Here is a 24536-nt window from a genome sequence, read left to right as displayed (position 1 = left end):
TGTGCTGGCGGGGCCGGTTGTGCCGTTAAGGTCGGGCGATGACCGAGCAGACCCCCGTCGATAACCTGTCCGACTCGTGGCGTTGGAAGTTCGACTTCTTCCACACCTACGGCCTGCCGAGCTCCAGCCCCGAGGCGAAGGCCGCGTACCGCAACCTCAGCTTCATGGCCAAGCTGCGGCTCACGTCGAACATCCTGGCGTTTCTGTTCGGGCCGATCTACTTCTTCGTCAAAGGCATGTGGCGCAAGGGATTGGCGCTGCTGGCTTTGACCATCGCAGTGGCGGCGGTGCTGATTGTGCTCGACGTCAGCGACTCGATCGGCCGGGCCATCAGCATCGGCGTCGGGGCATTGGCGATGTCCACCGCGAACTACGCCTACTACCTGCACGTCGTGCGCGGCAGTCAGTCCTGGAATCCGTTCGAAGGGTTCGGGCGCGCCCGCTAGCGGCGCGCTAGAACGCCGGCCACGGGATCGGGCGATGCCGATCCGGTGTCGGCATGACCGGATTGCGCAGTAGCCCAACGATTCTGGACCGCAGTGCGGCAGTCTCGGCGTCGGTGATGTGTGCGCACAACTGCGCTGCCAGGTCGCCGAACCCGTCACGCAGCGCGGTGACGTCGGCCAGAATCTCGTCGTCGACGGGCTTGCCGGCCCAGCCCCACAGCACGGTCCGCAGCTTGTCCTCGACGTGCAGGCTCACCCCGTGGTCGACGCCGTAGACCGCGCCGTCGAGACCGGCCAGGATGTGCCCGCCCTTACGGTCGGCGTTGTTGATCAGCACGTCGAACACGGCCATCCGGAACAGTCGCGGATCGTCCGCGTGCACCAGCGTCACCTCGTCGCCGGCGTAGTCGTAGGCCTGCAGGATCGGCAGGAAGCCCGGCGGCAGGTGCCCGGCCGGGAGCAGGTCCACCAGGTCCGGGCCAGAATCCGGCTCGTCCCCCACCTGATCACCTGGCTGGTCCACCCACAGCTGCAGCATGCCCGGACCGGCCGGCCCGTCACGAATAATGGTGCGGGGAACGACATTCCAACCCAATGCGGCCGATACCAGGTAGGCGCCCAGCTCACGGCCGGCCAAGGTGCCATCGGGGAAATCCCAGAGCGGCGCCTCACCCCGGATCGGCTTGTACACGCAGTGCACCTGCCGCGTACCCAGGTTGGCCTCACACAGGAAGGTGGCGTTGCTGGCCGACCGGATGCGGCCGATCACCGTCAACTCACCGTCGGCCAGGACCGCGTCGTCGTCGGGGTCGGGATCGGGGCTAGGAATCTGCGTCATCGTCGGACCCGGCCACCTCACCGCGCCGATAGCCGTTGGTACGCACACAGATGTGGCCGTCGGGATCCAGTGGCTCATCGCACAGCGGGCAGGGCGGGCGTCCGGCCGAGATCACCCGATTGGATCGGGTGGCGAACTCCCGGGCCGACTCCGGGCTGAGGAACACCCGCACCGCGTCGGGACCGTCCTCCGCGTCGTCGAGGACCACCGAGGCATCGAACTCGCCTTCAGAGACCGCCAGCAGCTCGACCACCACGGTCTGTGCTTCCGAATCCCAGCCCAGCCCCATCGTGCCGACCCGGAACTCGGCGTCGACCGGCGTGACCAAGGGCAGCAGATCGCTGACTTCACCGGTGTCGGGCGGGATCGGTGTGCCGAAGCGGCGGTTGATCTCGGTCAACAGGGCGGCGATGCGTTCGGCCAGCACCGCGACCTGCTGCTTCTCCAAGATCACCGAGATCACCCGTTTGTCGTGGACAGCTTGCAGGTAGAAAGTTCGGTTACCGGGTTGGCCGACGGTCCCGGCCACGAAACGGTCGGGAGTGCGGAAAACGTGAATTGCGCGGGCCATGGCACCTTCCAAAATACCGGTATCGGTACCGCGGGTCAGTTGGTGGACCCACCCACCACGGCGTCGGTGGCGGGTTTGGCGGCAAGGCCGGCGCTCAATTGCGTCCCGGTGTGGTTGATGTGCATCACGAATGGGCGCAGTTCGGTGTAGCGGATCACGCTCATCGATGCCGGATCGGCGGTGATGCGCTGGAACCCGTCCAGGTGCACACCCAACGCGTCGGCAAGCACCGCCTTGATCACGTCGCCGTGCGTGCAGGCCAGCCACAGCACGTCGGCACCGTGTTCCTCGGCCAAGGCGCGGTCACGTTCGCGTACCGCGGCGACCGCCCGGGCCTGAACCTGGGCCAGCCCCTCACCCTCGGGGAACACCGCCGCGCTGGGCTGCTGCTGGACCACTGACCACAGGGGTTCCTTCACCAGTTCGCCGATGGCGCGCCCGGTCCAGCTGCCGTAGTCCACCTCGGTCAGCCGTTCGTCGACGACCGGCTCCAGGGACAGCGCCTCAGCCAGCGGCGCAACGGTGCGCACGCAACGCAGCAGCGGAGAGTGCACGATCGCGGTCACCGGCAGCTCCCCGATGCGCGCGACGAGGCCGGCGGCCTGTTCGGTACCGCGCTCGTCGAGGTCGACGCCCTCGCTCCGGCCCGCCAGGGTGTGCGCGGTGTTCGAGGTCGAGCGGCCGTGCCTCAGCAGGATCACGGTCATATCGGCTCCTTGCGCCAGCGCTCGTCGGTCACAGTTCAGCTTGCACGGTCGGGATCACTGCGCTGCGACCACCCCGGTGCCCAGCAGGGCCAGCACCACCACACCCAGCACCACCCGGTAGCCGACGAACCAGTACATGCTGTGCGACACCAGGAATTTCAGGAACCAGGCGATCGCCGCGAAGCCGACGACGAACGCGATCACGGTGGCCACCAGTAGCTGGGCGCCGCTGGCGCTCATTCCGTCTCCGGCCGGGTGGAAGGCATCGGGCAGCGAGAAGATGCCGGAGGCGAACACCGCGGGGATCGCGAGCAGGAAGCCGAACCGGGCAGCCAGCTCGCGCTCCATGCCGAGGAAGAGCCCGGCGCTGATGGTCGCGCCCGAGCGGGAGACCCCCGGCACCAGGGCCAGGCACTGGGCCAGGCCGACAATGATGCTGTCGCGCCAGGTCAGCTGCTCGACGCGGCGAACCTGCCTGCCGTAGTACTCGGCCGCGGCGATCACCGCCGAGAACACGATCAGCGCCGACGCCACCAGCCACAGATTCCGTGCGCCGGTACGGATTTCATCCTTGAACAGCAGGCCGAACACTCCGATCGGAATGCTGCCGATGATCACCCACCAGCCCAGCCAGTAGTCGGAGGACCGGTATGCCGCATCGAGCAGCCCCGCGAACCAGGCCTTGATGATCCGGCCGATATCCCGGGCGAAGTACACCAGCACCGCGAGCTCGGTGCCCAGCTGGGTGACCGCCGTGAACGACGCGCCCGCGTCGTCGTCGAAGAACACCCGCGAGGTGATCGCGAGGTGCCCCGAGGACGAGACCGGCAGAAACTCGGTGAGCCCCTGGACAATCGACAACACAACCACTTGCAGCCAGGACATGGCACCGACGTCAGTCACGCCGACGACCGTACCGTGACGCGGGCAGTGCGATGCGTCAGCGAGTGGCGCGCGAAACCCGTTGCGCGTCGGCTACCGCGTCTCGGACGGTTGCCGAGAGGCTGCGTTCGTCAGACAGGTCGATATCGGTCAGTTTGCGGGTGGCCATGGCCACCACATCGTCCTCGACCGGAACGGGGCCGGACAGCCGCGGACGGTAGACCTCGATCACGAGTTGCTGACGTTCGATGTGGAAAGAAAAACTCCGGCCATCGCCAACTTGGCCAAACCCACTGGCGTGTACACCAGTGGAAATATCCTCCATAGCAAACTCTCGGTTACCCAGTTCCCGGTCTGCGGCGAGGGTCATGATCGAACCATACCTCTACTTATGCCGCGATGGTTGCAGACGCGACCATTTCAGATCCAGCGCCATGCCTAGACTGGATTCCTGCACGTCACCGACCATCCGATTCCGACCGAGAGCCCTCCGTTGCGCCCAATTCTTGCAGGTCAGCCAGTTCGCGCCGGCCTCGTTGCGCTGGCCCTGCTGCTCACCGCGGGCTGCACGTCCAACCCCGCCGACACCCCGCCGCCCACCATCGCGCCCGCTCAGGCTGCGGTTTCGCCTCCTGTCGCCGCCGCGCCGGACGGCCAGATCCGACAATTACGCGGACATGCTGTGAGTGCGGTATTCGACCCAGCAACCGGCACACTGGCCGTTCTGTCCCCCGCCTCCGAAGGTCAGTCGACGCTGAGCCTGCTGGCCACCGGCCGGGCATCGCGCGAGGTGACGCTGATGCCCGCGGCCACCGCGCTCAGCGTCGACGGCAAGGGTGATGTCCTGGCGTCCACCCGTGGCGGATACTTCCGGGTCGACCTGGCCGACGCCAAGGCCAGCAAAATCGACGTGGACGGCGCACAGGGCGTCGACTTCACGGCGATCGCACTGCGCGCCGACGGCAATCCGGTGCTGGGCAGCGCAGACGGAGCGGTCTACACATTGGGCAGCGACCACGCAGTGGCTGCCCAGCTCAAGATCTTCGCACGGGTCGATTCGCTTGTCACACAAGGAAACACCGCGGTGGTTCTGGACCGCGGCCAGACCTCGGTGACGGCCGTCAACCCCAGCGGGACCAAGGCCGCGCAGGCACTGCGGGCCGGCGAAGGCGCCACCACGCTGGCCGCCGACGCGCGCGGGCGGGTCCTCGTCGCCGACACCCGCGGTGACGAGCTACTGGTGTTCGGCGCAGACCCGTTGATCATGCGGCAGCGTTACCCGGTGCCCGCCGCCCCCTACGGCCTGGCCGGATCCGACAAGCTGGCCTGGGTGTCGCAAACCGCGACCAATAACGTGATTGGTTACGATCTCTCCACCGGCATACCGGTGGAAAAGGTGCGTTATCGAACCGTGCAGCAACCGAACTCCCTGGCCTACGACGACAGGACCGACACCCTCTACGTGGTGTCGGGGTCCGGAGCCGGGGTTCAGGTGATCGGTAGCGCGTCGGGTCACCCATGACCACCATCCAGCAGGGTCGCATGCCCCCGGGATGGGACAAGGTCGTCGCCGAGGACCATTCCGAGGAATACGACTGGATTCCGCTGCGGCTACCGCCGGATGTCACGAGGATCAGCGCCTCGATCCGCTTGTCGATCGAGGCTGAGTACCGCGGCTGGGAACTGACCCGGGTGCGGGCCTACACAGATGGGAGCCGACGGGTGCTGTTGCGCCGCAAGAAATCCGCGTCATCCATGCCGGGCACACCCCAGGCGCCTTCGCTGTGATCTACGCGGCCCTGCGGCGGGCGCTGTTCCTGGTGCCGCCGGAACGGATCCACCTGTGGGTGTTCACCCTGCTGCGCACCGTCACCGGTCCCGCCTTCCTGCGTCGGGCGCTGGAGCGACGGTTGGCGCCCACCGATCCCGTACTGGCCAGCACGGTGTTCGGAGTGCGGTTCCCCGGCCCGATGGGGCTGGCCGCCGGGTTCGACAAGGACGGCCGTGGCCTGCAGACGTGGGGCGCGCTGGGCTTCGGGTACGCCGAGGTCGGCACCGTCACGGCGCAACCACAACCGGGCAACCCCGAGCCGCGGCTGTTCCGGCTGCCCGACGACCACGCGCTGCTCAACCGGATGGGCTTCAACAACGAGGGCGCCGGGGCGTTGGCCATCCGACTGGCCCGGCACACCCCCGAGGTGCCGATCGGGGTGAACATCGGCAAGACCAAGGTGACGCCACCCGAGGACGCGGTGGCCGACTACGCCGAGAGCACCCGACTGGTGAGCGCACTGGCCGCCTATGTCGTCGTCAACGTCAGCTCCCCCAACACCCCCGGATTGCGGGATCTGCAGGCGGTGGAATCGCTGCGCCCGATCCTGGCAGCGGTCAAGGCCGAGACGCACAAGCCCGTGTTGGTCAAGATCGCCCCCGACCTCTCCGATGCCGATATCGACGAAATCGCGGATCTGGCAGTCGAATTGGACCTCGCCGGGATTGTCGCCACCAACACCACCATCTCGCGGGACGGGCTGGCCACGCCTGGTGTCGCCGACCTCGGCACCGGCGGAATCTCGGGACGCCCCGTGGCGCACCGATCGCTGCAGGTGCTGCGCCAGTTGTACCGGCGGGTGGGCGACAAGCTCGTGCTGATCAGCGTCGGCGGCATCGAAACCGCCGACGACGCGTGGGAGCGGATCACGTCCGGGGCGACGCTTCTCCAGGGCTACACGGGATTCATCTACGGCGGCGGATTGTGGGCCAAGCAGATCCACGACGGCGTCGCCGAGCGGTTGCACGCCGGTGGGTTCACGTCGCTGAGCGACGCCGTGGGTTCTGCTGCACGCTGAGTCCCGCCGCCCTACTCCAGACCGGCAGTACCGTCAGGCTTGACGGTGACCTTGGCGCCCGCGATGTCCTCACGGATGCTGGCCTCGACCTGGGACAGATCGGAGACAACCGCGAGCGCGCGGCTACCGCTGGGGGTTCGGACGGCGACGAACACCTTCTCGGGCTCGCCGTCCCGGTTGAACGGCGTGGTCCAGGTCTCCACCGTCCCGGTGCCCGACCAGCCGTCCTCGGCCACCACCGTCGGCTCCGCATCGACCTCGGATTGCACATCTTCCCAACGGAATTGTTCTTGGGGAGGTTCGGTGCTGTAGATGCCGAAACTGTGCTTGCTCAGGTAGCCGCCGTTGGCGGTGATCAGGCCCAACTGACCGGGGTCGGCCGTCAGCCGTTCGGCCATCGTGGCGATGGAATGCGACACGTAGTTGTTCCACGGTCCGCCGGCGAAGGTCAGGCCGCCGGTCACCGTCAGCGGACGCTGCGGATCGTCCAGCGGCAGCCCCAGTTCCTTGGCAGCCACCTGGACCGCCGACGGGAAGCACGAGTACACGTCCACCGCCGCCAGATCGTCGACACCCACACCGGCGAGCTCCAATACCCGACGACCGGCGACCCGGATCGCCGGCGACCCGGCGAAACTCGCCCGCTGCCCGATCAGGTCGGTGTCGTGCGCGTCCGTGCCCGCATATGGGAAAACCCAACGCTCCCTGGGGATCTGCAACTCCGTCGCCTTCTCCACCGACGTGAGGATCAGCACGGCACCCTGGTCGACCATGTTGTTGGAGTTCATCAGCTTGGTGTAGGGCCAGCTGATCATCCGGTTCGACGGACCCGGCTGCCAGATCTCGTCGGCCGGGACCGCCTCCCGGCTCCAGGCATGCGGATTGCCCTCGGCGACGTGGCTGAAGCGCGACCACAGCTCACCGATCCGGCGGCGGTGGTCGTCAGGCTGCTCCCCCGCCGCGATCCGCAGGGCCTGCTCGAACATCGGGTAGACGTGCGACGGCGCCACCAGGCCGATCCGGATCTCGGCCGGCCCGGCCATCTCGAACTCCGGATCGCTGGGCGCCATCGGCACCGACTCGTCCTGTTCGGTTCCGGCCAGCCGCTCACCGCGGGACTTCAATCTGCTTCGGGTACGCCAGGTTTCGCCACCGGCGATCAGAACCACATCGTTGCGGCCCTGCTGGATGTCCAGGCAGGCCTGGTTGACCAGTGACTGCGGCACATTGCCGCCGACCGGGGTGTACCGGGTCGCGGCATCGGGTGCGCCGATCCGCTGGGCCAGCAGCAGGCCCGGATCCCGGTAGCGCAACGACAGCAGGTTGACCACCCGTACGGAGTCGACCGCTCCGAGCACCGCGGTATCGGCGGCAGCCCGGGCGGCGGCCTCCATCAGGTCGATCGGCTCGCTGTCGGGGTTCTCGTCGTGCTGGTTGACCTGGCCGTAGCCGACCAATACCGGGGTTCTGGGATCAAGTGCCACTTTCGAATTCCTATTCTGCCGCCGGGCCGACCCGGTAGATCGACTTCAGACTCTGGTACGCGGCCAATCCCTCCGGGCCGAGCTCTCGGCCCAGCCCGCTGGCCTTGACGCCGCCGAACGGTGCGGCGATGTCCAGTTGGTAGTCGTTGATGCCCACGGTGCCGGTATGGATCGCACGGGCGATGTCGGTGGCGCGTTCGGGATCGGCGGACCAGACCGTTCCGCCCAACCCGTACTCGCTGTCGTTGGCCAGTTCGACGGCCTGCTGTTCGGTCTCGTACGGGATGACCGCGAGCACCGGGCCGAAGATCTCCTCCTGGGCGATCCGCGCCGAATTGTCGACGTCGGCGAACACCGTCGGTGACACGAACCAGCCGTCCGGCTGGTCGGCCGGAATCCCACCGCCGGCGACGAGCCTCGCGCCGTCGGCTTTGCCGGCTTCGATGTAACCCAGTACCCGGTCACGCTGACGGGAGCTGACCAGCGGCCCCACCTCGGTCGACTTGTCCAGTGGGTCACCCACTTTCAACCCGGTCGTCAGGGCGGCCAGGGCGTCGACCACCTCGGCGTAGCGCGACCTCGGTGCGAGAATCCGCGAATTCAGGTGGCAGGTCTGTCCGTTGTTGACGAACGACGCGTTCTTCAGACCCTTGATGGTGGCATCCAGGTCGGCGTCCTCGAGGATGACCGCCGCCGACTTCCCGCCCAATTCCAGGGTGACCGGCCGCAGCAGCCGGCCGCACTCCTGCGCGATGAGGCGCCCCACAGCGGTCGACCCGGTGAACGACACCTTGTCGACACCGGGATGCGACACCAGGTGGGCGCCCGCGTCAGGGCCGCCGGCGATGACGTTGAGTACTCCCGCGGGCAGTCCGACGGCCAGCGCGGCCTCGGCGAAAATCAATGCGTCCAAAGCGGTTTCCGGGGAAGCCTTGAGCACAACGGTGCAGCCGGCCGCCAGCGCGGGGGCCAGCTTGAACGCGGCCAGGGCCTGCGGGTAGTTCCACGGCACGATCGCCCCGACCACGCCGACGGGTTCACGGCGCACGATGGTGTGCCCGATCGCGGCGGGCCGAATCTCCTCGGCGGCGGTCTTCTCGATCAACCCGGCGTAATACCGCAGTAGTCCCGCCGGGAACAGGCCGTTGGCGCCACGCGACAAGCGGATCGGCATGCCGTTCTCCCGCGTGCACAGCTGATCCGTCGACGATGCCCGGGCCAGCAATTCATCAGCCAGCCGGCCCATGGCGGCCGCCCGGTCAGCGGGCGACGTCGAAGCCCAGCCTGGCAGCGCGGCCCGCGCTGCTGCGACTGCCGCGTCGACCTCGGCCTCGCCGGCGGCGGCGCCGTCGCCGAGCCGCGCACCGGTGGCGGCTTCCAGCACCGGCGTGGATACCGCGGCGGCCTGGAACCGGCCTCCGATGAAGACCCGCGCACCATCATCGACAACGGTCATGCCGGGCTCCTTCGACGCTCCAGTAAGGCGGCCCATCGCCATGTCATGGCGACGCCGTGATGGGTCCACCTTCGCGCGAGCGGGCCCGCGCTGTAAACGACCAGCAAGGAAACACCGGCGTGAGCGATCGGGACATCTGTTGGTGGGCTCGGTGCGCCGAGCGTGAGCTCCTACCGCTACTTCTGCTCGTAGGTCCCGTGGATGACGGCACGGGCGATCGCCTGACCGAAGAGGTTGAAGCCCAGGTAGGCCGGGGTGGCGCCCTCGGGCAGCTCCAACGATTCCACCGGCAGCGCATGGACCGCGATGTAGTAGCGGTGCGGGCCGTGACCGGCGGGAGGTGCCGCACCGAGGTAGCGCCGCAGGCTCGCGTCATTGGTGAGCGTGACGGCGCCACCGGGCAGGTCGCCGCCGTCACCGGCGCCGGCCGGCAGTTCGGTGACCGTGGCGGGCAGATCGGCCACCGCCCAGTGCCAGAAGCCCGAGGCGGTCGGCGCGTCGGGGTCGTACACCGTGACGGCGAAGCTCTTGGTCTCCGCCGGGAAGCCCGACCAGCTCAGCTGCGGCGACACGTCTGCACCGCCGGCTCCCATGATCCCGCTGACCTGGTCGTTGGCCAGCGGCTGACCGTCGGTGACCGATTCGGAGGTCAGGGTGAACGTCGGCAGCTTCGGCAGGTTGTCGTACGGAGATGCGGTCATGGTTCCCTCTCGTAGTCAGTTCGTGTAGCCAGCTCATGTCGCAGTGCGGTCAGCAGTTCTGCAGGAAGTGTTCCAGAACGCCGGCCCCGAACTGCAGTGCGTCCACGGGTACCCGCTCGTCGACGCCGTGGAACAGCGCAGCGAAGTCCAGCTCGGGCGGCAGGCGCAGCGGCGCGAACCCGAAGCAGCGAATCCCCAACCGCTGGAACGACTTCGCATCGGTTCCGCCCGACAGCATGTAGGGCACGGTGCGCGCTTCGGGGTCCAACGCCAGGATCGCCGCGTTCATCGCGTCGACCAGGTCACCGTCGAACGTGGTCTCGTAAGACGGCAGGTCCCGCTCCCAGCTGCGGGTGACATCGGGCCCGATCAACTCGTCGACCTCGCGCTCGAACGCCTCCTTGCGGCCCGGCAGCACCCGGCAGTCGATCACGGCCTCCGCCGACGCGGGGATGACGTTGGCCTTGTAGCCGGCCTTGAGCATGGTCGGGTTGGCGGTGTCGCGCAGGGTGGCCGAGACGATCCGGGCCACGCCACCGAGTTTGGCGATGGTGCCGTCCAAGTCCGGCGAATTGACGTCGAAGTCGTAGCCGGTCTCCTCGGCGACCGCGGCGAGGAACTGCTCCACGGCCGGATTGAGCACCAGCGGGAACTGGTGTCGGCCCAGCCGGTCCACCGCACCGGCAATGGCAGTGACAGCGTTGTCGTCGTGCACCATCGAGCCGTGCCCGGCTCGCCCCCGCGCCGTCAGCCGCATCCAGGACAGGCCCTTTTCGGCGGTCTCGATCAGGTAGAGCCGACGCTCCCCGCCGTCCTTGCGGGGCACGGTCAAGGAGAAGCCACCCACCTCGCCGATCGCCTCGGTCACGCCGTCGAACAGGTCGGGCCGGTTGTCGACCAGCCAGTTGGCGCCGTAGGTGCCGCCGTGTTCCTCGTCGGAGACGAACGCGAACACCAGGTCGCGGGGCGGGACGATGCCCGATCGCTTGAAGTGCCGGGCCACCGCGATGGCCATCCCGACCATGTCCTTCATGTCGACCGCACCGCGGCCCCAGACATAGCCGTCCTTCACCGCACCCGAGAACGGGTGCACGCTCCAGTCGGCGGGCTCGGCCGGCACGACGTCGAGGTGTCCATGGATCATCAGGGCGCCGCGGGACCGGTCGGCACCGGGCAACCGGGCAAAGACGTTGCCGCGGCCGGGCGCCCCGGCCTCGACGTATTCGGTCGTGTAGCCGACCTCGCGGAGCCGGTCGGCGACCCATTCCGCACAGTCGGCTTCGGGCTTGGTGGTGGCCGGATCACCGGTGTTGGAGGTGTCGAATCGGATGAGCTTGCTGACGAGGTCGACCACCTCGTCTGCGCTGGAGGCGGGGACAGTCACAGTCACATTCGTACCACCGAGACGCCGGTTTGGGTCTAGGGCACTCAATCCGATAACCTTAGGCGCCCGACCCCGAGTGGTCGGTCGAGTCCGAGTGGCGGAATGGCAGACGCGCTAGCTTGAGGTGCTAGTGCCCTATTAACGGGCGTGGGGGTTCAAGTCCCCCCTCGGACACAGTGTGAGGCGAGCGAGACGAACGCTCGCCTCTTTTCATGGCCAATGGAATGCGTTGAGCGGAGCACGACGGCGCAATACAGCTGTCAAACCCTCAACGGCCACACCAGATTCCACCGCCGCTCGCGCCCCGGCCTCAATCACAGATCGGTCCGGCCATCGCGGTGAGCAGTTTCTCTACTGTCATCGAGGCCAGGAAGCGGCCGCTGACAGATCTGACACGCTTCCTCGGCAGGCAGTCCGAACAGTCGTAATACGTCTTCGGTAACCCGATCTGCGGCCGCCGCGTCGTCGCGTTCGGGCTCTAGTTGCAGGAGTTTGCCCAGCCCAAGAAGTGCCCCGGCAGCGACGGCCAGGGCCAATTTGGGATCGTCAACGTCGAATCGGCCGGCGGCGACGCCGGCCGCGATGTCCCGTAATGCGCGTGGGCCCAGACCGCGGTCTGAACCCAAGAGACTGAGGCCGTTGACCAGCAGGATCTGACTCTCCTGCGGGCGGCGCCGAAACAGTCGACCGGTCATCCGAAAGCTGCAGGCAAATTTTTCGGCCGGGTCGTCGATCGACTCGGTGAGTCGATCGAGCAGCGCGCCGTGGTTGTCGAGCACATCGGCCACGGCCGCCTCGAACAGCGCTTCCTTGCTGTCGAAGTGATTGTAGAACGAACCCATTCCGACGTCGGCTGCCTGCGTGATTTCCAGGACCGGAACGTTGAGTCTGCCCTCGGCGATCAGCGCCTGCGCCGCCTGGATCAGGGCCGCACGGGTGCGCTGTTTGCGCCGTTCCAGGCGGTTGACCGGCTCATCCTGCACTGCGCTCACCGGCTCAGAATAGCAGCGTCGATCAGTTTTGAGGATTTCGTCAGAACCTATTGACTGAGCGTCGCGTCGTATGTGACGATTTCGTCAGAATGAAAGGTGTCAGGGATGAACGACCTGGTCGGCGCGCACAACGAGCTCCACAGCGAGCAGGGCGCCAGGAAAGGCGAGCATTGCGGGCGCTCCCGCAACCCCGTGATCAAGGTGGCTGACATCGCCTGGCTGGAATTCGAGAAACCGGACCTTCAGCGGGCCGAGGCGTTCGCGGCCGCATTCGGTTTCGCCACGTCGCTACGAACCGACGAGGAACTGCATCTACGCGGCAGCGATTCGGCCGCGCCGTGCGTGATCGTGCGCCGCGGCACCCGGAGCAGGTTCCTCGGGGTCGCGTTCGCCGCCGCCGACGAAGCGGACCTACTGCGACTGGCCACCGCGACCGGCGCACGAACCAGGTCGCTACCCGCAGCCATCGGCGGCATGGCGGTCGATCTGATCGACCCCAGCGGGGTGCCGGTGCACGTGGTGTCGGGGATGCACTCCCTCGACCCGTTGCCGTCACAGACTCCGCATCGCTACAACATGGGGCACGACATTCACCGCGTCAACGCCACCCAACGCCCGCGTCGGGAGCCGACCACGGTGCAACGGCTCGGTCACCTCGTCATGCAGTCGACGAAATACCTTGAGACGCTGGACTGGTATCTCGACACCCTCGGCATGATCGTCAGCGACTTCCTCTACTTCTCGGGTCAGCGCAGCCGGGGACCGGCCATGAGCTTCATTCGATGCGACAGAGGCGCGACGCCCGCTGATCACCACACGCTGGCGCTGGCCCTCGGACCACAGAACCGCTACGTGCACTCCGCCTATCAGGTATGCGATCTCGATGCGCTGGCCGCCGGCGGCGAATACCTCACGGAGCGTGGATATTTCCGGTCCTGGGGAATCGGGCGACACATCCAGGGCAGTCAGCTCTTCGACTACTGGCGTGATCCTGATGGCTTCATGGTCGAGCACTTCACCGATGGCGACTTGTTCGACTCAACCCTTGAACCGGGTTGGGCCCCGTTCACCGCCTCGGGCCTGGCCCAGTGGGGACCACCGGCGAGCAAGGACTTCCTCGGCACAAATCCGAAATCCCTACCACACGAAGCACAGTCGATCTTCGCAGCCCTGCGAGGCGACAACGAATTCGATATCAACCGCCTCATCGGCCTGCTGAAAGTAGCGAAGTCATGACCATCTCAATCCTGCGCACCGCCGACGCCTGGTGGGTCCAGACCGCCACCGGCGCCGTGCGAATCGACACCTCGGCCACGACCACCGGAGAGCTGCTCGCCGATCGGACCGCCATAGACGCCGCGACGCGTGGCGGGGAGGCGGTGCCTGTCGACAGCCTCGATCTGCTCTCCCCTGTGACCGCTCCCTGCCGGGTGGTTGCCCAGATGACCAACTTCGCCTCGCATGTCAAAGACGCCGGTATGGACCCAAAGACCATCCCGCTCACCTTTTTTCGCAAGACGTCGGGTTCCATCAGTGGCCCGTTCGACGACATCGTCAAGCCGCAGCACGTCAAGTTTCTCGACTACGAGGTGGAGATCGGTCTGGTCATCGGACGCGAGCTGCCCGTCGGCACCGAGGTGACCGAGTCGAACCTCCCCGACCATGTCGCCGGCCTGGTCGTCACCAACGATGTCTCCGCCCGGGATATTCAGCTTCCGCAAACGCAGTTCTATGAAGCCAAGTCGTACCCGACATTCACGCCGGTCGGTCCGGCGCTGGTCTTGTTGACGGCTGACGAGCTCAAGCGGTTCGGCGACCTGCGACTGGAGCTGCGGGTGAGCGGTGAGGTCCGCCAGAACAGGCTGGTCGATGGCGACATGATCTACAAACCCCTACAGGCACTGCAGTCATTGGCCCGGTTCCAACACCTCAGTCCCGGTGACCTCGTCTTGACCGGCACGCCTGCGGGTACGGCCTTGAGCGCGCCGCCCAAGCCTGTCGAGATCATCGGATCGCTGCTGCCTCCGGCCATGAAGTGGAAGGCGTTCTTCTCGCGTCAAGCCGGCAATCCCAAGTATCTGCAGCACGGGGACGTCGTGGAACTGTCGGTGACTACCGACGACGGTGCCATCGACCTCGGCACCCAGCGCACCTCGGTGCGGTACACGTGAACGCGGACCTGTTGTGGCCGCGCCATGCCACACCGGGCGACGTCGGCGCCATCGAGCGCGTCCCACTGGCCGACCGGGGCCTGCCGAACTCGACATATGCGGTGCTGCAGCGGGCAGCCACGTTGTGGCCCGACCGCGCCGCGATCAGCGCCATGCCCGATGCCGATCGATGGCGACAGGCAAGCACGCGGACGTTCAGCGAACTGTTGGCGGACGTGCACCGAGCCGCAAACATGCTGCGTCAGAAGGGCGTTCAGCGGCACACCCCGGTCGCACTGATCAGCCCCAACTGTGATGAGCTGATCACGGCCACGCTGGCCGCGCAGCTGGCGGGCATCGCCGCGCCGGTCAACGGCGCTCTGTCGAGCGACCACATCGCGCATCTGGTCGAACGCTCGGGCGCACGAACGCTGGTGCCCGCCGGTCCCGAACTGGACGAAGCCAGCTGGCGGGCCGCCGAGCATCTGGTGGCTGCAGGGGTGATCGACACCGTTCTCTTGCTGCGCCCCAACGGAGGTCGCGATGCGTCGGCGCCCGTTCCGGCGATCGAAGGCGCAACAGTGCACTACTTCAGCGACTTCCGACCCGGAGATGACGGTTCGACCTTCGACGGTGAAGCCCCGTCGTCCACCGATCTGGCCGCCCTGTTCCACACCGGCGGAACAACCGGCAAGCCGAAACCGGCGGCCCATACCCATGCCAACGAGGTCACCGACGCCTGGATGATCGCCGCCAACACTGTGCTCGACCAGGACTCCACCTTGTTCGCGGGCCTACCGCTGTTCCATGTGAACGCGCTCGTGGTGACATTGCTGGCGCCCATGCTGCGCGGCCAGCACGCGGTGTGGGCCGGCCCGCTCGGATACCGGGACCCGGCTCTGTACCCGAACTTCTGGAAGATCGTGGCGCACCACGGCATCAGCGCCATGAGCGCGGTGCCGACCGTATATGCGGTGCTGTCGAAATGCCCCGTGGACGCCGACATCTCCAGCCTGCGCTACGCGTTGGTGGGTGCCTCAGCGCTGCCGGCAGCGGTTCGCTCCGATTTCGAATCACACACCGGGGTGCCTCTGATCGAAGGCTACGGGCTGACCGAAGGAACGTGTGTCAGCGCGCGCAGTTTCCCCGACCACCCTCGCCCCGGCTCGGTAGGCCAGCGGCTGCCCTACCAGCTCGTCAAAACGGTCAGGATCGATGACGACGGCCAATGGCACGACCTGCCGGCCGGCGAGACGGGAAACCTTGCGATCAGCGGACCCACCGTTTTTCCCGGTTACGTCACCGCCCGCACCAACAACGGCTACGTGCTCGACGGGCTCGGAAAACTGAACGGCGGCTGGCTGGACACCGGCGACCTGGCCTGGGTTGACGGCGACGGGTTTGTCCATCTGACCGGTCGGGCCAAAGACCTCATCATCCGCGGCGGGCACAACATCGACCCGGCGATGATCGAAGATGCGCTCCTGGACCATCCGGACGTCACGGACGCCGCGGCAGTCGGACGTCCCGACGTCCATTCCGGCGAGGTGCCAGTGGCGTATGTGACACTTCGCCCCGACGCTACCGTCACTCCGGAATCGTTGCGGCAGTGGGCCGTCGAGCACGTCAGTGAGAGTGCGGCCGCGCCGAAATCGGTGATCATCATCGATACCATCCCGGTCACCGCCGTCGGCAAGCCCTACAAGCCCCCGCTGCGCGCCGACGCCACTCGCAGCGCAATCCGTGACGCGCTGGTCACTGTGCCCGGCGTCGTCGACGTCGAGGTAGCCGTCGACGACGGAGCCATCGTGGTGACCGTGGTCGTCGACGCCGGCGCCGACACCGAGGCCATTGCCGCGCCCCTGGGTCGCTACGCGCTCGCGTGGGACATCAAGGAACAACCATGACCGATCCCTCCGCGAGCTGTTCAACGAAATCCGTGCCCGTTGTCGTCGTCGGAGCGGGGCCGACCGGCATCACCGCGGCGACGTTGCTCGCGGACTACGGCGTACCCACGCTGGTTCTCGACCGCTGGGAATCGGTCTATCCCCAGCCACGCGCGGTCCACCTCGATGACGAGATTCATCGCATCCTCGCCCGCCTCGGCGTGGCCGAAGAGTTCGCCGCGATATCCCGACCAGCGCTCGGGCTGCGTCTGCTCGACCAGAACCACCACGCGCTGGCACAGTTCGACCGCGACCCGGCCCGCAGCCGGCACGGCTTCCCGCAGGCCAACATGTTCGACCAACCCGAGCTGGAGAAGCTGCTGCGCGCCAACCTGGCCAAGCGTCCAAATGTGAAGCTGCGCGGCAATTCCGAGGTCATCGACGTCACCCAGCACGAATCCGGCCGCGTGCGGGTGACCTACGCCGACCGTGCCACCGGAACGGAGCATGTCGTCGAAGCCGGCTACGTGTTGGGCTGCGACGGGGCCAACAGCATCGTGCGAGCCGCCATCGGTGCGGCCATGGAAGACCTGCGCTTCGAGCAGCGCTGGCTGGTGGCCGATGTGGTCACCGGGGCCGAGCTCGATCAGTGGGATGGTGTGCATCAGGTATGCGATCCCGTTCGGGCTGCGACCTACATGCGGATCGGGCCAGACCGCTACCGCTGGGAATTTCGGCTGCTGTCTTCGGAAACTGCGGCCGACTTCAGCACGATGGCGACCCTGCGGCCCCTGGTCGCCCCATGGGTCGGCGATCTCGTCGACGATGAACTCGAGGTCGTACGCGTAACCGAGTACACCTTTCGCGCACAGATCGCCGACAAATGGCGGGAACAGAACGTGCTCATCCTCGGCGACGCGGCCCACCTCACACCGCCTTTCATCGGGCAAGGTATGGGAGCAGGCCTGCGCGACGCGATGAACGTGGCATGGAAGGTAGCCGGTGTGATCAACGGAGATCTACCCGAGGCCCTGCTGTCGACCTACGAGCAGGAACGGAAACCCCACGCGCGCAGCATGATCGGTCTGGCATTGGCCATGGGGTGGGCAATGACAGCCGGTGGTCATGCGGGAAACATGGTGCGGCGCACCGTCGCACCCCGGCTGCAGTTGATACCCGGCCTCCGCGACAAACTCACCGATGGCACCACCCCCCGCCTGCACGAGTCGGCATTGGTCATCAGAAGCCGCGGCCCCCGCCACCTCGCCGGGACTTTGTGTCCCAACCCGGTTCTGGCCGATGGACAGCGCCTGGACACGCTGCTGGGCAACAGCTTTGCGCTCGTCACCACCACACGCCCGCTCGCGTTCCAATGCACCACACTCGAAGAACACGGCATCGTCGTGCACGTCGCCGAACCCGGGGGCGAGCTGGAACGGTGGCTACGCGACGGGCATGCCACCGCCGCTGTCGTCCGGCCTGACCGCACGGTCATGTGCTCGGGCCGTGCCGTAGGGAAACTGTGTGCGGCCATACCGGGGTTCATGTCGTCCACACCGGAAGCTCGGGAACGCAGCGCCCACCCACCCATCCAGACCAGTTAGGCGATCGCTCATGCCATCCACTCCCCTGGTGGACGTCCACGCGCACTTCCTCACCGACGAATACGTCGCCGCCGCGATCGCTGCAGGCATCGAACATTCTGACGGCATGCCGCAATGGCCCTGCTGGAGCGCAGAACAGCACCTTTCACTGATGCAGGACAACGCAATCCGGCACGCCATCCTGTCGCTCTCCTCTCCCGGCGTGTCGTTTGCCGGTGCGGCCGACGCACCCGCACTGGCGCGGCACGTCAACGACGTCGCAGCCCGCACGGTCGCCGCGCATCCTGAGCGCTTCTCCTTCTTCGCCTCGCTTCCACTCCCCGACGTGGATGCCGCCATCAGCGAAGCCATACGAGCAACGGATATTCATGGGGCGGCGGGTGTCGTGCTTCTGAGCAACAACGGCGGACGCTACCTCGGCGACGAATCGCTGGAACCGTTGTGGGAATGCCTGACAACCGATGCCCAGCTGCAGCGCATGTGGTTGGACACGGCCGGGCATCCACTGCCGACGCAAGCCGGAGTGCTTCGGGACGTAGTCGGGTCCAACCGCATTCTTTACGGCAGCGACTACTGCTGGACGCCGGCGTTTGCCGTAGGCCAGCAGATCGCCGCCCTTGACTCCGACCCCGAAACCGACTGGCGGGCGGTGACATCCGCGAACGCACACGAGTTCCTTCAATGCCGAGCGTGAGCAACAGCGATCCTTCGCCGTCCTACCGGACGCTCCGCGCGTAATCGTCCACCGCCAAAGTCATGAGAGGACCATCAATGCGACGCCCACCTGCCGGCCTCCCCATCTACGAACCCGACATCTACTCTGTCGACGCCATCACCGACCCCTACCCCCACTACCAGCGAATGCGTGACCTCGGTCCGGTGGTGTGGCTGGCGAAGCAACGGGCGTATGCGGTGCCGCGTTATGCCGAGTGCAAATCGGCGCTACGCGACGACAAGACCTTTCTCTCGGGCCACGGTGTGGCACTGAATCCGATCACCAACCGAATGTCGCACGGCACCACGCTCAACAGCGATGGTGTCGAGCATGAACAACGCCGCAAGCGCGTCGCGCACCGCATGCTGCCACGTGCTCTGCGTGCCATCAGCGACACCGTCGATGACACGGCCCGTAGCGTCGTTGAAACTGCGCTCCACAAGCGCGAGATCGACGGTGTCAACGACCTCGCGGCCGCGCTGCCGCTGGCCGTCGTGCCCGACCTCATCGGTTGGCCCCGCGATCAACGCGATCACCTGGTTGCCTGGGCCGGAGCGACGTTCGACGTACTCGGTCCGCTCAACTGGCAGGCGATCAAGGCGGTACCCAAAACTATAAGTATGCTGCGGTTCGCCCGGCGCGTGGTTCGCGAGCGCAACGTCATCGAGGGCAGCATGGCGGATGAGCTGCTTGCCGCCGCGGACGAAGGCAAACTGGCGCACCACGAGTGCCCGCCGTTGCTCGTCGACTACATCGCCCCGTCGATCGATACCACGATGAGCGCTATCGCCAATGCGCTGAATCTTTTCGCCAACCACCCCGACCAGTGGCAACTGCTCAAAGACGAACCCGACCTCTTGCCAAACGCCGTCAATGAAACCATCCGCTACGAGCCACCGCTGCGCGCCTTTGCGCGGAGCACCGCGCAGCCCACTGAAATCGCTGGAGTGCCAATCGCCTGGGGCGCGCGAGTCCTGGTGATCTATGCCTCGGCCAATCGTGACGAACGCGAGTGGGAAAACCCAGCGGACTTCGACATCCGACGTGACGCCGGCCGTCACGTCGGTTTCGGACACGGTGCCCACGCCTGCGCCGGACAGGGCTTGGCGCGCTTGGAAACAACCGCGATGTTGCGGGCGCTGCTCGAGCGTGTGGACCGGATCGAGCTAGCGGGTACGCCCAAATGGGCGGTCAACAACATCATCCGCCGCCACGAGCACTTGCCTCTCAAGCTGATTGCCGCATAGGCGCACGTAACAGAGGGCGAGCTCAAGCCCGAATCAATTTCCCGGCAGTCGCAGCAACCCAACTGAGTTCCTTGTGGAAGATGTCGCTGTGCGCACCCGATGGGCCGTCCTCCTTGGCCACCACGTCCGACGAATCCAGACTCAGGATCTGACCGGGCTGGAACGGGTACGTCGTGCCCTCATCGTCCAGGGGCAGTATGTCGGTCCGAAACGCCCCGAGCGCCCCCATGGCCCGCCAGCGCGCCAAGGGATCCTCGATGCCAGCGGCATCCTCGCCGGCCGTCAGTGACGCCAGCGGGTAGAACGTCCCCAATGCCTTGTCGTGGCTGGAGAAGCAGACGGCCATCGGACCGTCTATCCGGGCCAGCCGCCCGACCAGGGCGCCATCCCCGTCCCGGAACGGCAGCCCCTTGGTGAAGGTGAACCGGGAGAACGCACCCTGAAGCAGAGTCACCGATTTCACCGGTGACGGTGTCCGATCGGCGATCCCGTCGAGCGCGAACGACACCAGCCGGGCACCGAAGCTGTGGCCGACCAGATGAATCCGCAGATTCGGGTGGGCGCCGACCAGGTCATCGATTGCCGGGCCCAGCCCGTCCTTGCCGACGACACCGGCACGGTTCTTCATCTTCCAGTAGCTCAGCTGGCGCAGGACTTCCTTGGCACCGTGCCAGATCTTGCTGCCCAGATCGCCGAGACCGGCCTCACCGCCCCCGCCGTCGCCGAACTGCACGCCGGCGTCGGCCAACCGGTCGGCGAATTTGTTGAAGACGTCGACAGGGGGGCGCTGTTCGTCGAGCATGCCCGGGACCTGCACCGGCTTGTCCTCCTCGCCGTCGTCGAAGCCGGTTTTGGTGGCCGCGTTGAACTTCCGCAACTCCTCGAACATCTTTCCGGCCCGCTCAGCGGTGGGCGGTTGTTCCAACAGGGCAGCGATGGCATCCAGATGTTCGCTGCCGTCGGGGAACATGTCCTTGAGATCCCTCAGCTCGGCGGGATCGATGGTGGCCGGCCCGGCCACCGTCACCGCCCGCTCGTCCAGCGCCGCGGCGCCCCCGCCGTCCGCTGCCGGGCCATCGTCGAAGTCCGGAATCGGTTCGTCGCGCCACAGCTGCGACGGCCAGCGGATACCGACGAACCCGACCTTGCGGTCCGGATCGAGCTGGTCGGCGAGCAGCCCGAACCAGCGGGCATACAACGACTCCGCCGCCGCCTCGTCGTTGTTCCAGCCGTGCGAGAAGAGCACCAGATCGGTGATCCCCTCCGCACCGATACCGTCGCGCAGTTCGGACAGCGTTGCCTCATCGACATCACCGTCGGCGTCGAATACCAACCGCCACAACGGCCTGCCTTTGATGGATTCGGTCATGTCGACTCCTTGAGACTCGTGAATGAACTCGTCAGACGGACTGCAACGCACGCATCAGATCCAGCAGACCGCCGCCCTGGAATGCCGGATCCCGGCCGAGGGAGGTAGCCGATTCGGTGAAGATGCGTTTGATCTCCTCCGGGTTCCCGATGAGCTCGCGCTGGACGGACAGAAACGCCGCAACCGCACCGGATACGTGCGGTGCGGCCATGCTCGTCCCGGTGGCCTCGATGTAGATCGCCGCGCTCTGCGGCGGGGCGTCGGTCTGCCGCAGCACATCGCTGCGGAATTTGCCTGCCGCGACCGACGTGATGCGCTCACCGGGAGCCAACAGATCTGGTTTGCACCGACCATCGCCGGTCGGCCCCTTGGACGAGAAGTAGGAGACTCCGGAAGTGTGCGGCGCGTCGCGGTGCGTCGACCCCACGGTGATCGCCCGCTGGGCGTTGCCGGGGTCGTTGATCGTCATGCCCGCGCTGAATTTCGTGACGTCGGTGGTGAACAGCGGATTGAGCGACACGTATCCGCTGTTGCCTGCCGCGGCGACCACGACCACCCCCGACCGCACGGTCTTGTCGACCTCGATACACAGCGGACTCTGCCCGCACGCGAACCATTCCGCCGCGAACTCGTATCCCAGACTCAGGTTCACACCGTGGATGCGGGGCATCCGCTCGCTCGCCGCATTGACTTCCCGGACATAGGCGAGGGCGCGCATCACCCGGCTCACCCGCGAGGCCTTCTCGCCGGGACCCAACACCTTGAGACTGACCAGCTTGGCGTCCGGAGCCATCCCCGCCAGCCGACTGGGATCGCTGACCACCCGCTTCTGCAGTATGGGTATATCGCCTTCGGGTGCACCGACATTGAAACGCTTCTCGGCCACATACACAGCGTCGGCGGTCTTGCCTACCAGCCCTCCGGCGATGATGCCCGCCACGTGGGATCCGTGCCCGTCGGCATCCTGCAGGGCGGTCGGTGCGAATGCCTTCTCGCCACCGGACACGGTGAAATCCCGGTGCAGGTCGTGCACCGTGGGATCACTCACGGTGGCGTGGTCGGTGAAGTGCGGATGCGTCTCGTCAATTCCGGAATCGACCACCGCCCAGACGATTCCCGACCCATAGCAGGCAAAGGCCCGCTGCGCCGGGACCGCCTTGACGGTGTTGCCGGAGGAATCGATCTGGGGGTGGGCGTCGAAGTCTGGCCAGATCCGGTAGACCGCCCGCTCTGGCCAGCTCTGCGGCACGGAATCCGCCGACACCAGGCCCTCGATCTGCCTGGTCGTCAACTCGCCGACCATGAACTGGTCGGCCACCTCGAGCGGTTCGCCTGGTCCGTCCAACAGTCGCCACAGCTCACGCACGCGGGCGACCGCTGCCGCCACGCCTTCGGCGTAGCGCAGGTTCAGCTCGATCATGATCGGCCACAACGTTTCCCGAGCCTTCTCCGGATCCTCGCCGGGGCCCACCACGAACTTCTCCCGCAGCGGCGGGGTGATCACCCCGGCCACCAACAGGTCGCGGTGCGGCGGCTGCTCGGCCGGGGCCGGTGCCACGGTGCGGGCCCGCTCGGGGGGCGTCATCGCCTGTGAGCACGCCTGCTCGGCGGCGGTCCGACCGGCCGGGGTCAACCGCACGATCGGCTGCGCCGCATCAGCCCCGGCCTTCTTCGCCGGCCTGCGCCGCGTCGCCAGTTTCTGGTGCACCAGTTGATCGACGGCAGCGTCCACACTGCGATGCCACCGGGGCGCCCCGTCTACGCCGAGGCGATCATCGGGGTCGAAACGTGAGGCAAACCGGGCGGCCACCGCCTCAAGCAGCTTTTGCGGACTGGCGTCGATCTCCTTGGCCGCCAGGTCCGACAGGGCGCACTGCACCCGAACGGCCCAGAGTTCACTGTCAGCAGGACTCACCACGACACCTCGGAACTGTGCTCGATCCAGTAGAAGGTATTCAATACAGGATCGGACATTGTGGAGGCGGTCGTGTGCCAAATCGACATGCTGACGATCCTGGCTCGATTCGGGCCACGCGGCACGAGTAGCCGACTACCCGAATCACTCATGGCATCCCCTCGTCGACCGGTCCCCGGAATCGGAGCGCACCCACTGCTTACGCGCGTCGGTTCCGTCGCGGCCGCACATCGGAAAACTCACGTAGTCGATTACTCGGTACCGCGGGTCGGCGGGTTCCTTACCATCGGTTGACACGCCAGTCACTCGGGGCAGTAGGGGAAGTGCCATGAATACGCTTGAGTCGAATTTTCAAGTGGCCCCGAACTTCCTGCTGTACAGGCAGATCTGACCCGGCGAACACATCATGCGACACCACGTCTTCGCCATCGTCGCGGTACGGGCATGGACCGAACTGCTCTCCGAATGGATCCAACGCATCCCAGAATTCGAGATGGTGGGGACCGCGACCGATGCCACAGCCGCACTGGGCGACCTGGCGCGGATCGACCCGCCCGTCGACATCGTGGTGATCGAGGTCAGTACCCGCTTGGCGCTGGAGTCCGCAGCAGCGCTACGCCGCTGCGACCCGCCGCGAAAACTGATCGCGGTCGCACTCGATGACGATCCCGGTCAGGCGATGGCCTGGGCAAGCGCGGGCGCGGCAGGACTGGTCGGACGCAACGCCTCCGTCGACCAGCTGTGTCACGCCCTGGTCAATGTGTCCCGGGGTGCGGCGCACTGCTCCGACGAGATCTCGGGCGCCCTACTTCGCGGCATCGAGGCCAACGGCGGCCGACGCGCGGGCGGGCAGAGCAACTGCCTCACCGAGCGGGAGCAGGAAGTGGCCTGGCTGTTGGCACACGGGCTGACCAACAAGGAGATCGCCGACTACCTGCACATCTCCCCCGGCACGGTGAAAAGCCATGTCCACAACGTGATCTGCAAACTCGGTGTGCGGCGCCGGGCCTACGTGGCCCGCAAGCTCAGCCACGGCGCGGACGCGCCGAGAATCAGGGATTCTGCGCCGGCGCAGGCCGGACATATGGGCGCAACGGAGGGGGGCAGGTATTCCACCGGCGCTGCTCTCGAAGGATGGCCGACTCACCGCCCGAGTTGAGGTCGAGCTCGCGGATCAGCCTGCGATGCTCGGCCCGTAGTCCGTCCTGACGTTCCTTGACCGCGAACAGATCCTGACGCATCTGCTCGATGCTTCTCTTGCTCCGCTTTGATGAGGTGAGCCCGTTGTAGTGGTCCAGTCGTTATGGGACTCTGTTGCCCGAGTGCTCGGGCAGGAAGAA

The 24536-nt window shown here is 66.6% G+C and carries 23 protein-coding genes and 1 tRNA gene; 12 read left to right on the top strand and 12 right to left on the bottom strand.

All coding sequences use genetic code 11. From position 1 onward, the window contains the following. Nucleotides 1–38: 38 nt before the first annotated feature. On the top strand, nucleotides 39–446 hold the full coding sequence (locus AC4ELH_RS30135; RefSeq protein WP_064960590.1) for a DUF2628 domain-containing protein: 408 nt from the start codon (nucleotides 39–41) through the stop codon (nucleotides 444–446). Nucleotides 447–453: 7 nt separating this feature from the next. On the opposite strand, the gene AC4ELH_RS30130 is transcribed toward AC4ELH_RS30135, so the two are convergent. From AC4ELH_RS30130 to AC4ELH_RS30110, 5 genes are read right to left on the bottom strand one after another with little or no spacing between them, the layout of a single operon-like run. After that, nucleotides 454–1284: an SCO1664 family protein gene (locus AC4ELH_RS30130; RefSeq protein ID WP_448443112.1), complete on the bottom strand. Its 831-nt coding sequence runs from the start codon at nucleotides 1282–1284 to the stop codon at nucleotides 454–456. Continuing rightward, nucleotides 1268–1855 carry a DUF3090 domain-containing protein gene (locus AC4ELH_RS30125; RefSeq protein ID WP_448443114.1) on the bottom strand — a complete coding sequence of 196 codons (588 nt, stop codon included), beginning with the start codon at nucleotides 1853–1855 and terminating at the stop codon, nucleotides 1268–1270. Before AC4ELH_RS30125 ends, AC4ELH_RS30130 begins: the two co-directional genes overlap by 17 nt. Nucleotides 1856–1890: 35 nt before the next feature. After that, nucleotides 1891–2562 carry a histidine phosphatase family protein gene (locus tag AC4ELH_RS30120; protein WP_064887145.1) on the bottom strand — a complete coding sequence of 224 codons (672 nt, stop codon included), beginning with the start codon at nucleotides 2560–2562 and terminating at the stop codon, nucleotides 1891–1893. Nucleotides 2563–2616: 54 nt separating this feature from the next. Continuing rightward, entirely contained in the window at nucleotides 2617–3447 is an 831-nt protein-coding gene (locus AC4ELH_RS30115) for an undecaprenyl-diphosphate phosphatase (RefSeq protein ID WP_448443514.1), read from the bottom strand. 55 nt (nucleotides 3448–3502) lie between these two features. Beyond that, on the bottom strand, nucleotides 3503–3814 hold the full coding sequence (locus AC4ELH_RS30110) for a hypothetical protein (protein WP_055114951.1): 312 nt from the start codon (nucleotides 3812–3814) through the stop codon (nucleotides 3503–3505). A 123-nt stretch (nucleotides 3815–3937) separates the two neighbouring features. Between AC4ELH_RS30110 and AC4ELH_RS30105 the strand changes: the two genes are divergently transcribed. Genes AC4ELH_RS30105 through AC4ELH_RS30095 form a run of 3 tightly spaced genes read left to right on the top strand, consistent with a single transcriptional unit; the run spans nucleotide 3938 to nucleotide 6293 of the window. Next, nucleotides 3938–4966 (top strand): YncE family protein, encoded by a 1029-nt coding sequence (locus AC4ELH_RS30105; RefSeq protein WP_448443117.1) that lies wholly within the window; start codon nucleotides 3938–3940, stop codon nucleotides 4964–4966. Next, complete coding sequence (locus AC4ELH_RS30100; protein ID WP_055114955.1) at nucleotides 4963–5232, top strand: DUF5703 family protein; 270 nt, start codon at nucleotides 4963–4965, stop codon at nucleotides 5230–5232. Before AC4ELH_RS30105 ends, AC4ELH_RS30100 begins: the two co-directional genes overlap by 4 nt. Then, nucleotides 5232–6293 (top strand): quinone-dependent dihydroorotate dehydrogenase, encoded by a 1062-nt coding sequence (locus AC4ELH_RS30095; protein ID WP_174554315.1) that lies wholly within the window; start codon nucleotides 5232–5234, stop codon nucleotides 6291–6293. The genes AC4ELH_RS30100 and AC4ELH_RS30095 overlap by 1 nt, the downstream gene beginning before the upstream one ends. Before the next feature lie 11 nt (nucleotides 6294–6304). On the opposite strand, the gene AC4ELH_RS30090 is transcribed toward AC4ELH_RS30095, so the two are convergent. The 4 genes from AC4ELH_RS30090 to AC4ELH_RS30075 all read right to left on the bottom strand — a co-directional run bounded on the left by AC4ELH_RS30090 (nucleotide 6305) and on the right by AC4ELH_RS30075 (nucleotide 11318). Next, nucleotides 6305–7777, bottom strand: a complete 1473-nt coding sequence (locus tag AC4ELH_RS30090; RefSeq protein WP_448443119.1) for an acetyl-CoA acetyltransferase — start codon at nucleotides 7775–7777, stop codon at nucleotides 6305–6307. Between the two features lie 10 nt (nucleotides 7778–7787). Next, a complete protein-coding gene (locus AC4ELH_RS30085; RefSeq protein WP_448443121.1) occupies nucleotides 7788–9233 on the bottom strand; it encodes an aldehyde dehydrogenase in 1446 nt (481 codons plus the stop codon). A 176-nt stretch (nucleotides 9234–9409) separates the two neighbouring features. Beyond that, on the bottom strand, nucleotides 9410–9934 hold the full coding sequence (locus AC4ELH_RS30080) for a YbhB/YbcL family Raf kinase inhibitor-like protein (RefSeq protein WP_064887140.1): 525 nt from the start codon (nucleotides 9932–9934) through the stop codon (nucleotides 9410–9412). 49 nt (nucleotides 9935–9983) lie between these two features. Continuing rightward, nucleotides 9984–11318, bottom strand: a complete 1335-nt coding sequence (locus AC4ELH_RS30075) for a M20/M25/M40 family metallo-hydrolase (RefSeq protein WP_064960585.1) — start codon at nucleotides 11316–11318, stop codon at nucleotides 9984–9986. 88 nt (nucleotides 11319–11406) lie between these two features. Here AC4ELH_RS30075 and AC4ELH_RS30070 point away from each other — a divergent pair. Continuing rightward, nucleotides 11407–11492: transfer RNA gene (locus AC4ELH_RS30070), tRNA-Leu, on the top strand. Between the two features lie 140 nt (nucleotides 11493–11632). Here AC4ELH_RS30070 and AC4ELH_RS30065 read toward each other — a convergent pair. Continuing rightward, nucleotides 11633–12310: a TetR/AcrR family transcriptional regulator gene (locus AC4ELH_RS30065; RefSeq protein ID WP_448443123.1), complete on the bottom strand. Its 678-nt coding sequence runs from the start codon at nucleotides 12308–12310 to the stop codon at nucleotides 11633–11635. A gap of 105 nt (nucleotides 12311–12415) precedes the next feature. Here AC4ELH_RS30065 and AC4ELH_RS30060 point away from each other — a divergent pair, with 105 nt between their 5' ends. The 6 genes from AC4ELH_RS30060 to AC4ELH_RS30035 all read left to right on the top strand — a co-directional run bounded on the left by AC4ELH_RS30060 (nucleotide 12416) and on the right by AC4ELH_RS30035 (nucleotide 19912). Then, nucleotides 12416–13546: a VOC family protein gene (locus AC4ELH_RS30060; RefSeq protein WP_448443125.1), complete on the top strand. Its 1131-nt coding sequence runs from the start codon at nucleotides 12416–12418 to the stop codon at nucleotides 13544–13546. Further along, nucleotides 13543–14481 (top strand): fumarylacetoacetate hydrolase family protein, encoded by a 939-nt coding sequence (locus AC4ELH_RS30055; RefSeq protein ID WP_448443127.1) that lies wholly within the window; start codon nucleotides 13543–13545, stop codon nucleotides 14479–14481. Before AC4ELH_RS30060 ends, AC4ELH_RS30055 begins: the two co-directional genes overlap by 4 nt. Continuing rightward, the gene (locus AC4ELH_RS30050; protein ID WP_498888449.1) at nucleotides 14478–16367 is read left to right on the top strand and encodes an acyl-CoA synthetase; all 1890 of its coding nucleotides are present in this window, start codon (nucleotides 14478–14480) and stop codon (nucleotides 16365–16367) included. Before AC4ELH_RS30055 ends, AC4ELH_RS30050 begins: the two co-directional genes overlap by 4 nt. Next, nucleotides 16364–17950: a bifunctional 3-(3-hydroxy-phenyl)propionate/3-hydroxycinnamic acid hydroxylase MhpA gene (gene mhpA, locus AC4ELH_RS30045; protein WP_448443131.1), complete on the top strand. Its 1587-nt coding sequence runs from the start codon at nucleotides 16364–16366 to the stop codon at nucleotides 17948–17950. The genes AC4ELH_RS30050 and mhpA overlap by 4 nt, the downstream gene beginning before the upstream one ends. A gap of 10 nt (nucleotides 17951–17960) precedes the next feature. After that, nucleotides 17961–18644 carry an amidohydrolase family protein gene (locus AC4ELH_RS30040; RefSeq protein WP_448443133.1) on the top strand — a complete coding sequence of 228 codons (684 nt, stop codon included), beginning with the start codon at nucleotides 17961–17963 and terminating at the stop codon, nucleotides 18642–18644. Nucleotides 18645–18721: 77 nt separating this feature from the next. After that, entirely contained in the window at nucleotides 18722–19912 is a 1191-nt protein-coding gene (locus AC4ELH_RS30035) for a cytochrome P450 (protein WP_448443135.1), read from the top strand. A gap of 22 nt (nucleotides 19913–19934) precedes the next feature. On the opposite strand, the gene AC4ELH_RS30030 is transcribed toward AC4ELH_RS30035, so the two are convergent. Then, nucleotides 19935–21281: an alpha/beta fold hydrolase gene (locus AC4ELH_RS30030; protein ID WP_448443137.1), complete on the bottom strand. Its 1347-nt coding sequence runs from the start codon at nucleotides 21279–21281 to the stop codon at nucleotides 19935–19937. Nucleotides 21282–21312: 31 nt separating this feature from the next. After that, a complete protein-coding gene (locus AC4ELH_RS30025; RefSeq protein WP_448443139.1) occupies nucleotides 21313–23196 on the bottom strand; it encodes a S8 family peptidase in 1884 nt (627 codons plus the stop codon). Nucleotides 23197–23602: 406 nt separating this feature from the next. Here AC4ELH_RS30025 and AC4ELH_RS30020 point away from each other — a divergent pair, with 406 nt between their 5' ends. Then, nucleotides 23603–24355, top strand: coding sequence for a response regulator transcription factor (locus AC4ELH_RS30020; protein ID WP_498888445.1), 753 nt, complete (start codon nucleotides 23603–23605; stop codon nucleotides 24353–24355). Nucleotides 24356–24536 lie beyond the last annotated feature (181 nt).

The organism is Mycobacterium shunyiense, assembly GCF_058270075.1.
The sequence above is the reverse complement of the archived record's forward strand: the minus strand, read 5'-3'. Positions and strand labels throughout refer to the sequence as shown.

Excerpts from the sequence above, each read along its gene's own strand:
- AC4ELH_RS30110 (WP_055114951.1), bottom strand. The coding sequence starts at position 3,814 with ATGACCCTCGCCGCAGACCGGGAACTGGGTAACCGAGAGTTTGCTATG.
- AC4ELH_RS30035 (WP_448443135.1), top strand. The coding sequence starts at position 18,722 with ATGCGACGCCCACCTGCCGGCCTCCCCATCTACGAACCCGACATCTAC.
- AC4ELH_RS30020 (WP_498888445.1), top strand. The coding sequence starts at position 23,603 with ATGCGACACCACGTCTTCGCCATCGTCGCGGTACGGGCATGGACCGAA.
- AC4ELH_RS30120 (WP_064887145.1), bottom strand. The coding sequence starts at position 2,562 with ATGACCGTGATCCTGCTGAGGCACGGCCGCTCGACCTCGAACACCGCG.
- AC4ELH_RS30080 (WP_064887140.1), bottom strand. The coding sequence starts at position 9,934 with ATGACCGCATCTCCGTACGACAACCTGCCGAAGCTGCCGACGTTCACC.
- AC4ELH_RS30030 (WP_448443137.1), bottom strand. The coding sequence starts at position 21,281 with ATGACCGAATCCATCAAAGGCAGGCCGTTGTGGCGGTTGGTATTCGAC.
- AC4ELH_RS30040 (WP_448443133.1), top strand. The coding sequence starts at position 17,961 with ATGCCATCCACTCCCCTGGTGGACGTCCACGCGCACTTCCTCACCGAC.
- AC4ELH_RS30100 (WP_055114955.1), top strand. The coding sequence starts at position 4,963 with ATGACCACCATCCAGCAGGGTCGCATGCCCCCGGGATGGGACAAGGTC.
- AC4ELH_RS30135 (WP_064960590.1), top strand. The coding sequence starts at position 39 with ATGACCGAGCAGACCCCCGTCGATAACCTGTCCGACTCGTGGCGTTGG.
- mhpA (WP_448443131.1), top strand. The coding sequence starts at position 16,364 with ATGACCGATCCCTCCGCGAGCTGTTCAACGAAATCCGTGCCCGTTGTC.
- AC4ELH_RS30115 (WP_448443514.1), bottom strand. The coding sequence starts at position 3,447 with ATGTCCTGGCTGCAAGTGGTTGTGTTGTCGATTGTCCAGGGGCTCACC.
- AC4ELH_RS30085 (WP_448443121.1), bottom strand. The coding sequence starts at position 9,233 with ATGACCGTTGTCGATGATGGTGCGCGGGTCTTCATCGGAGGCCGGTTC.
- AC4ELH_RS30125 (WP_448443114.1), bottom strand. The coding sequence starts at position 1,855 with ATGGCCCGCGCAATTCACGTTTTCCGCACTCCCGACCGTTTCGTGGCC.
- AC4ELH_RS30055 (WP_448443127.1), top strand. The coding sequence starts at position 13,543 with ATGACCATCTCAATCCTGCGCACCGCCGACGCCTGGTGGGTCCAGACC.
- AC4ELH_RS30060 (WP_448443125.1), top strand. The coding sequence starts at position 12,416 with ATGAACGACCTGGTCGGCGCGCACAACGAGCTCCACAGCGAGCAGGGC.
- AC4ELH_RS30130 (WP_448443112.1), bottom strand. The coding sequence starts at position 1,284 with ATGACGCAGATTCCTAGCCCCGATCCCGACCCCGACGACGACGCGGTC.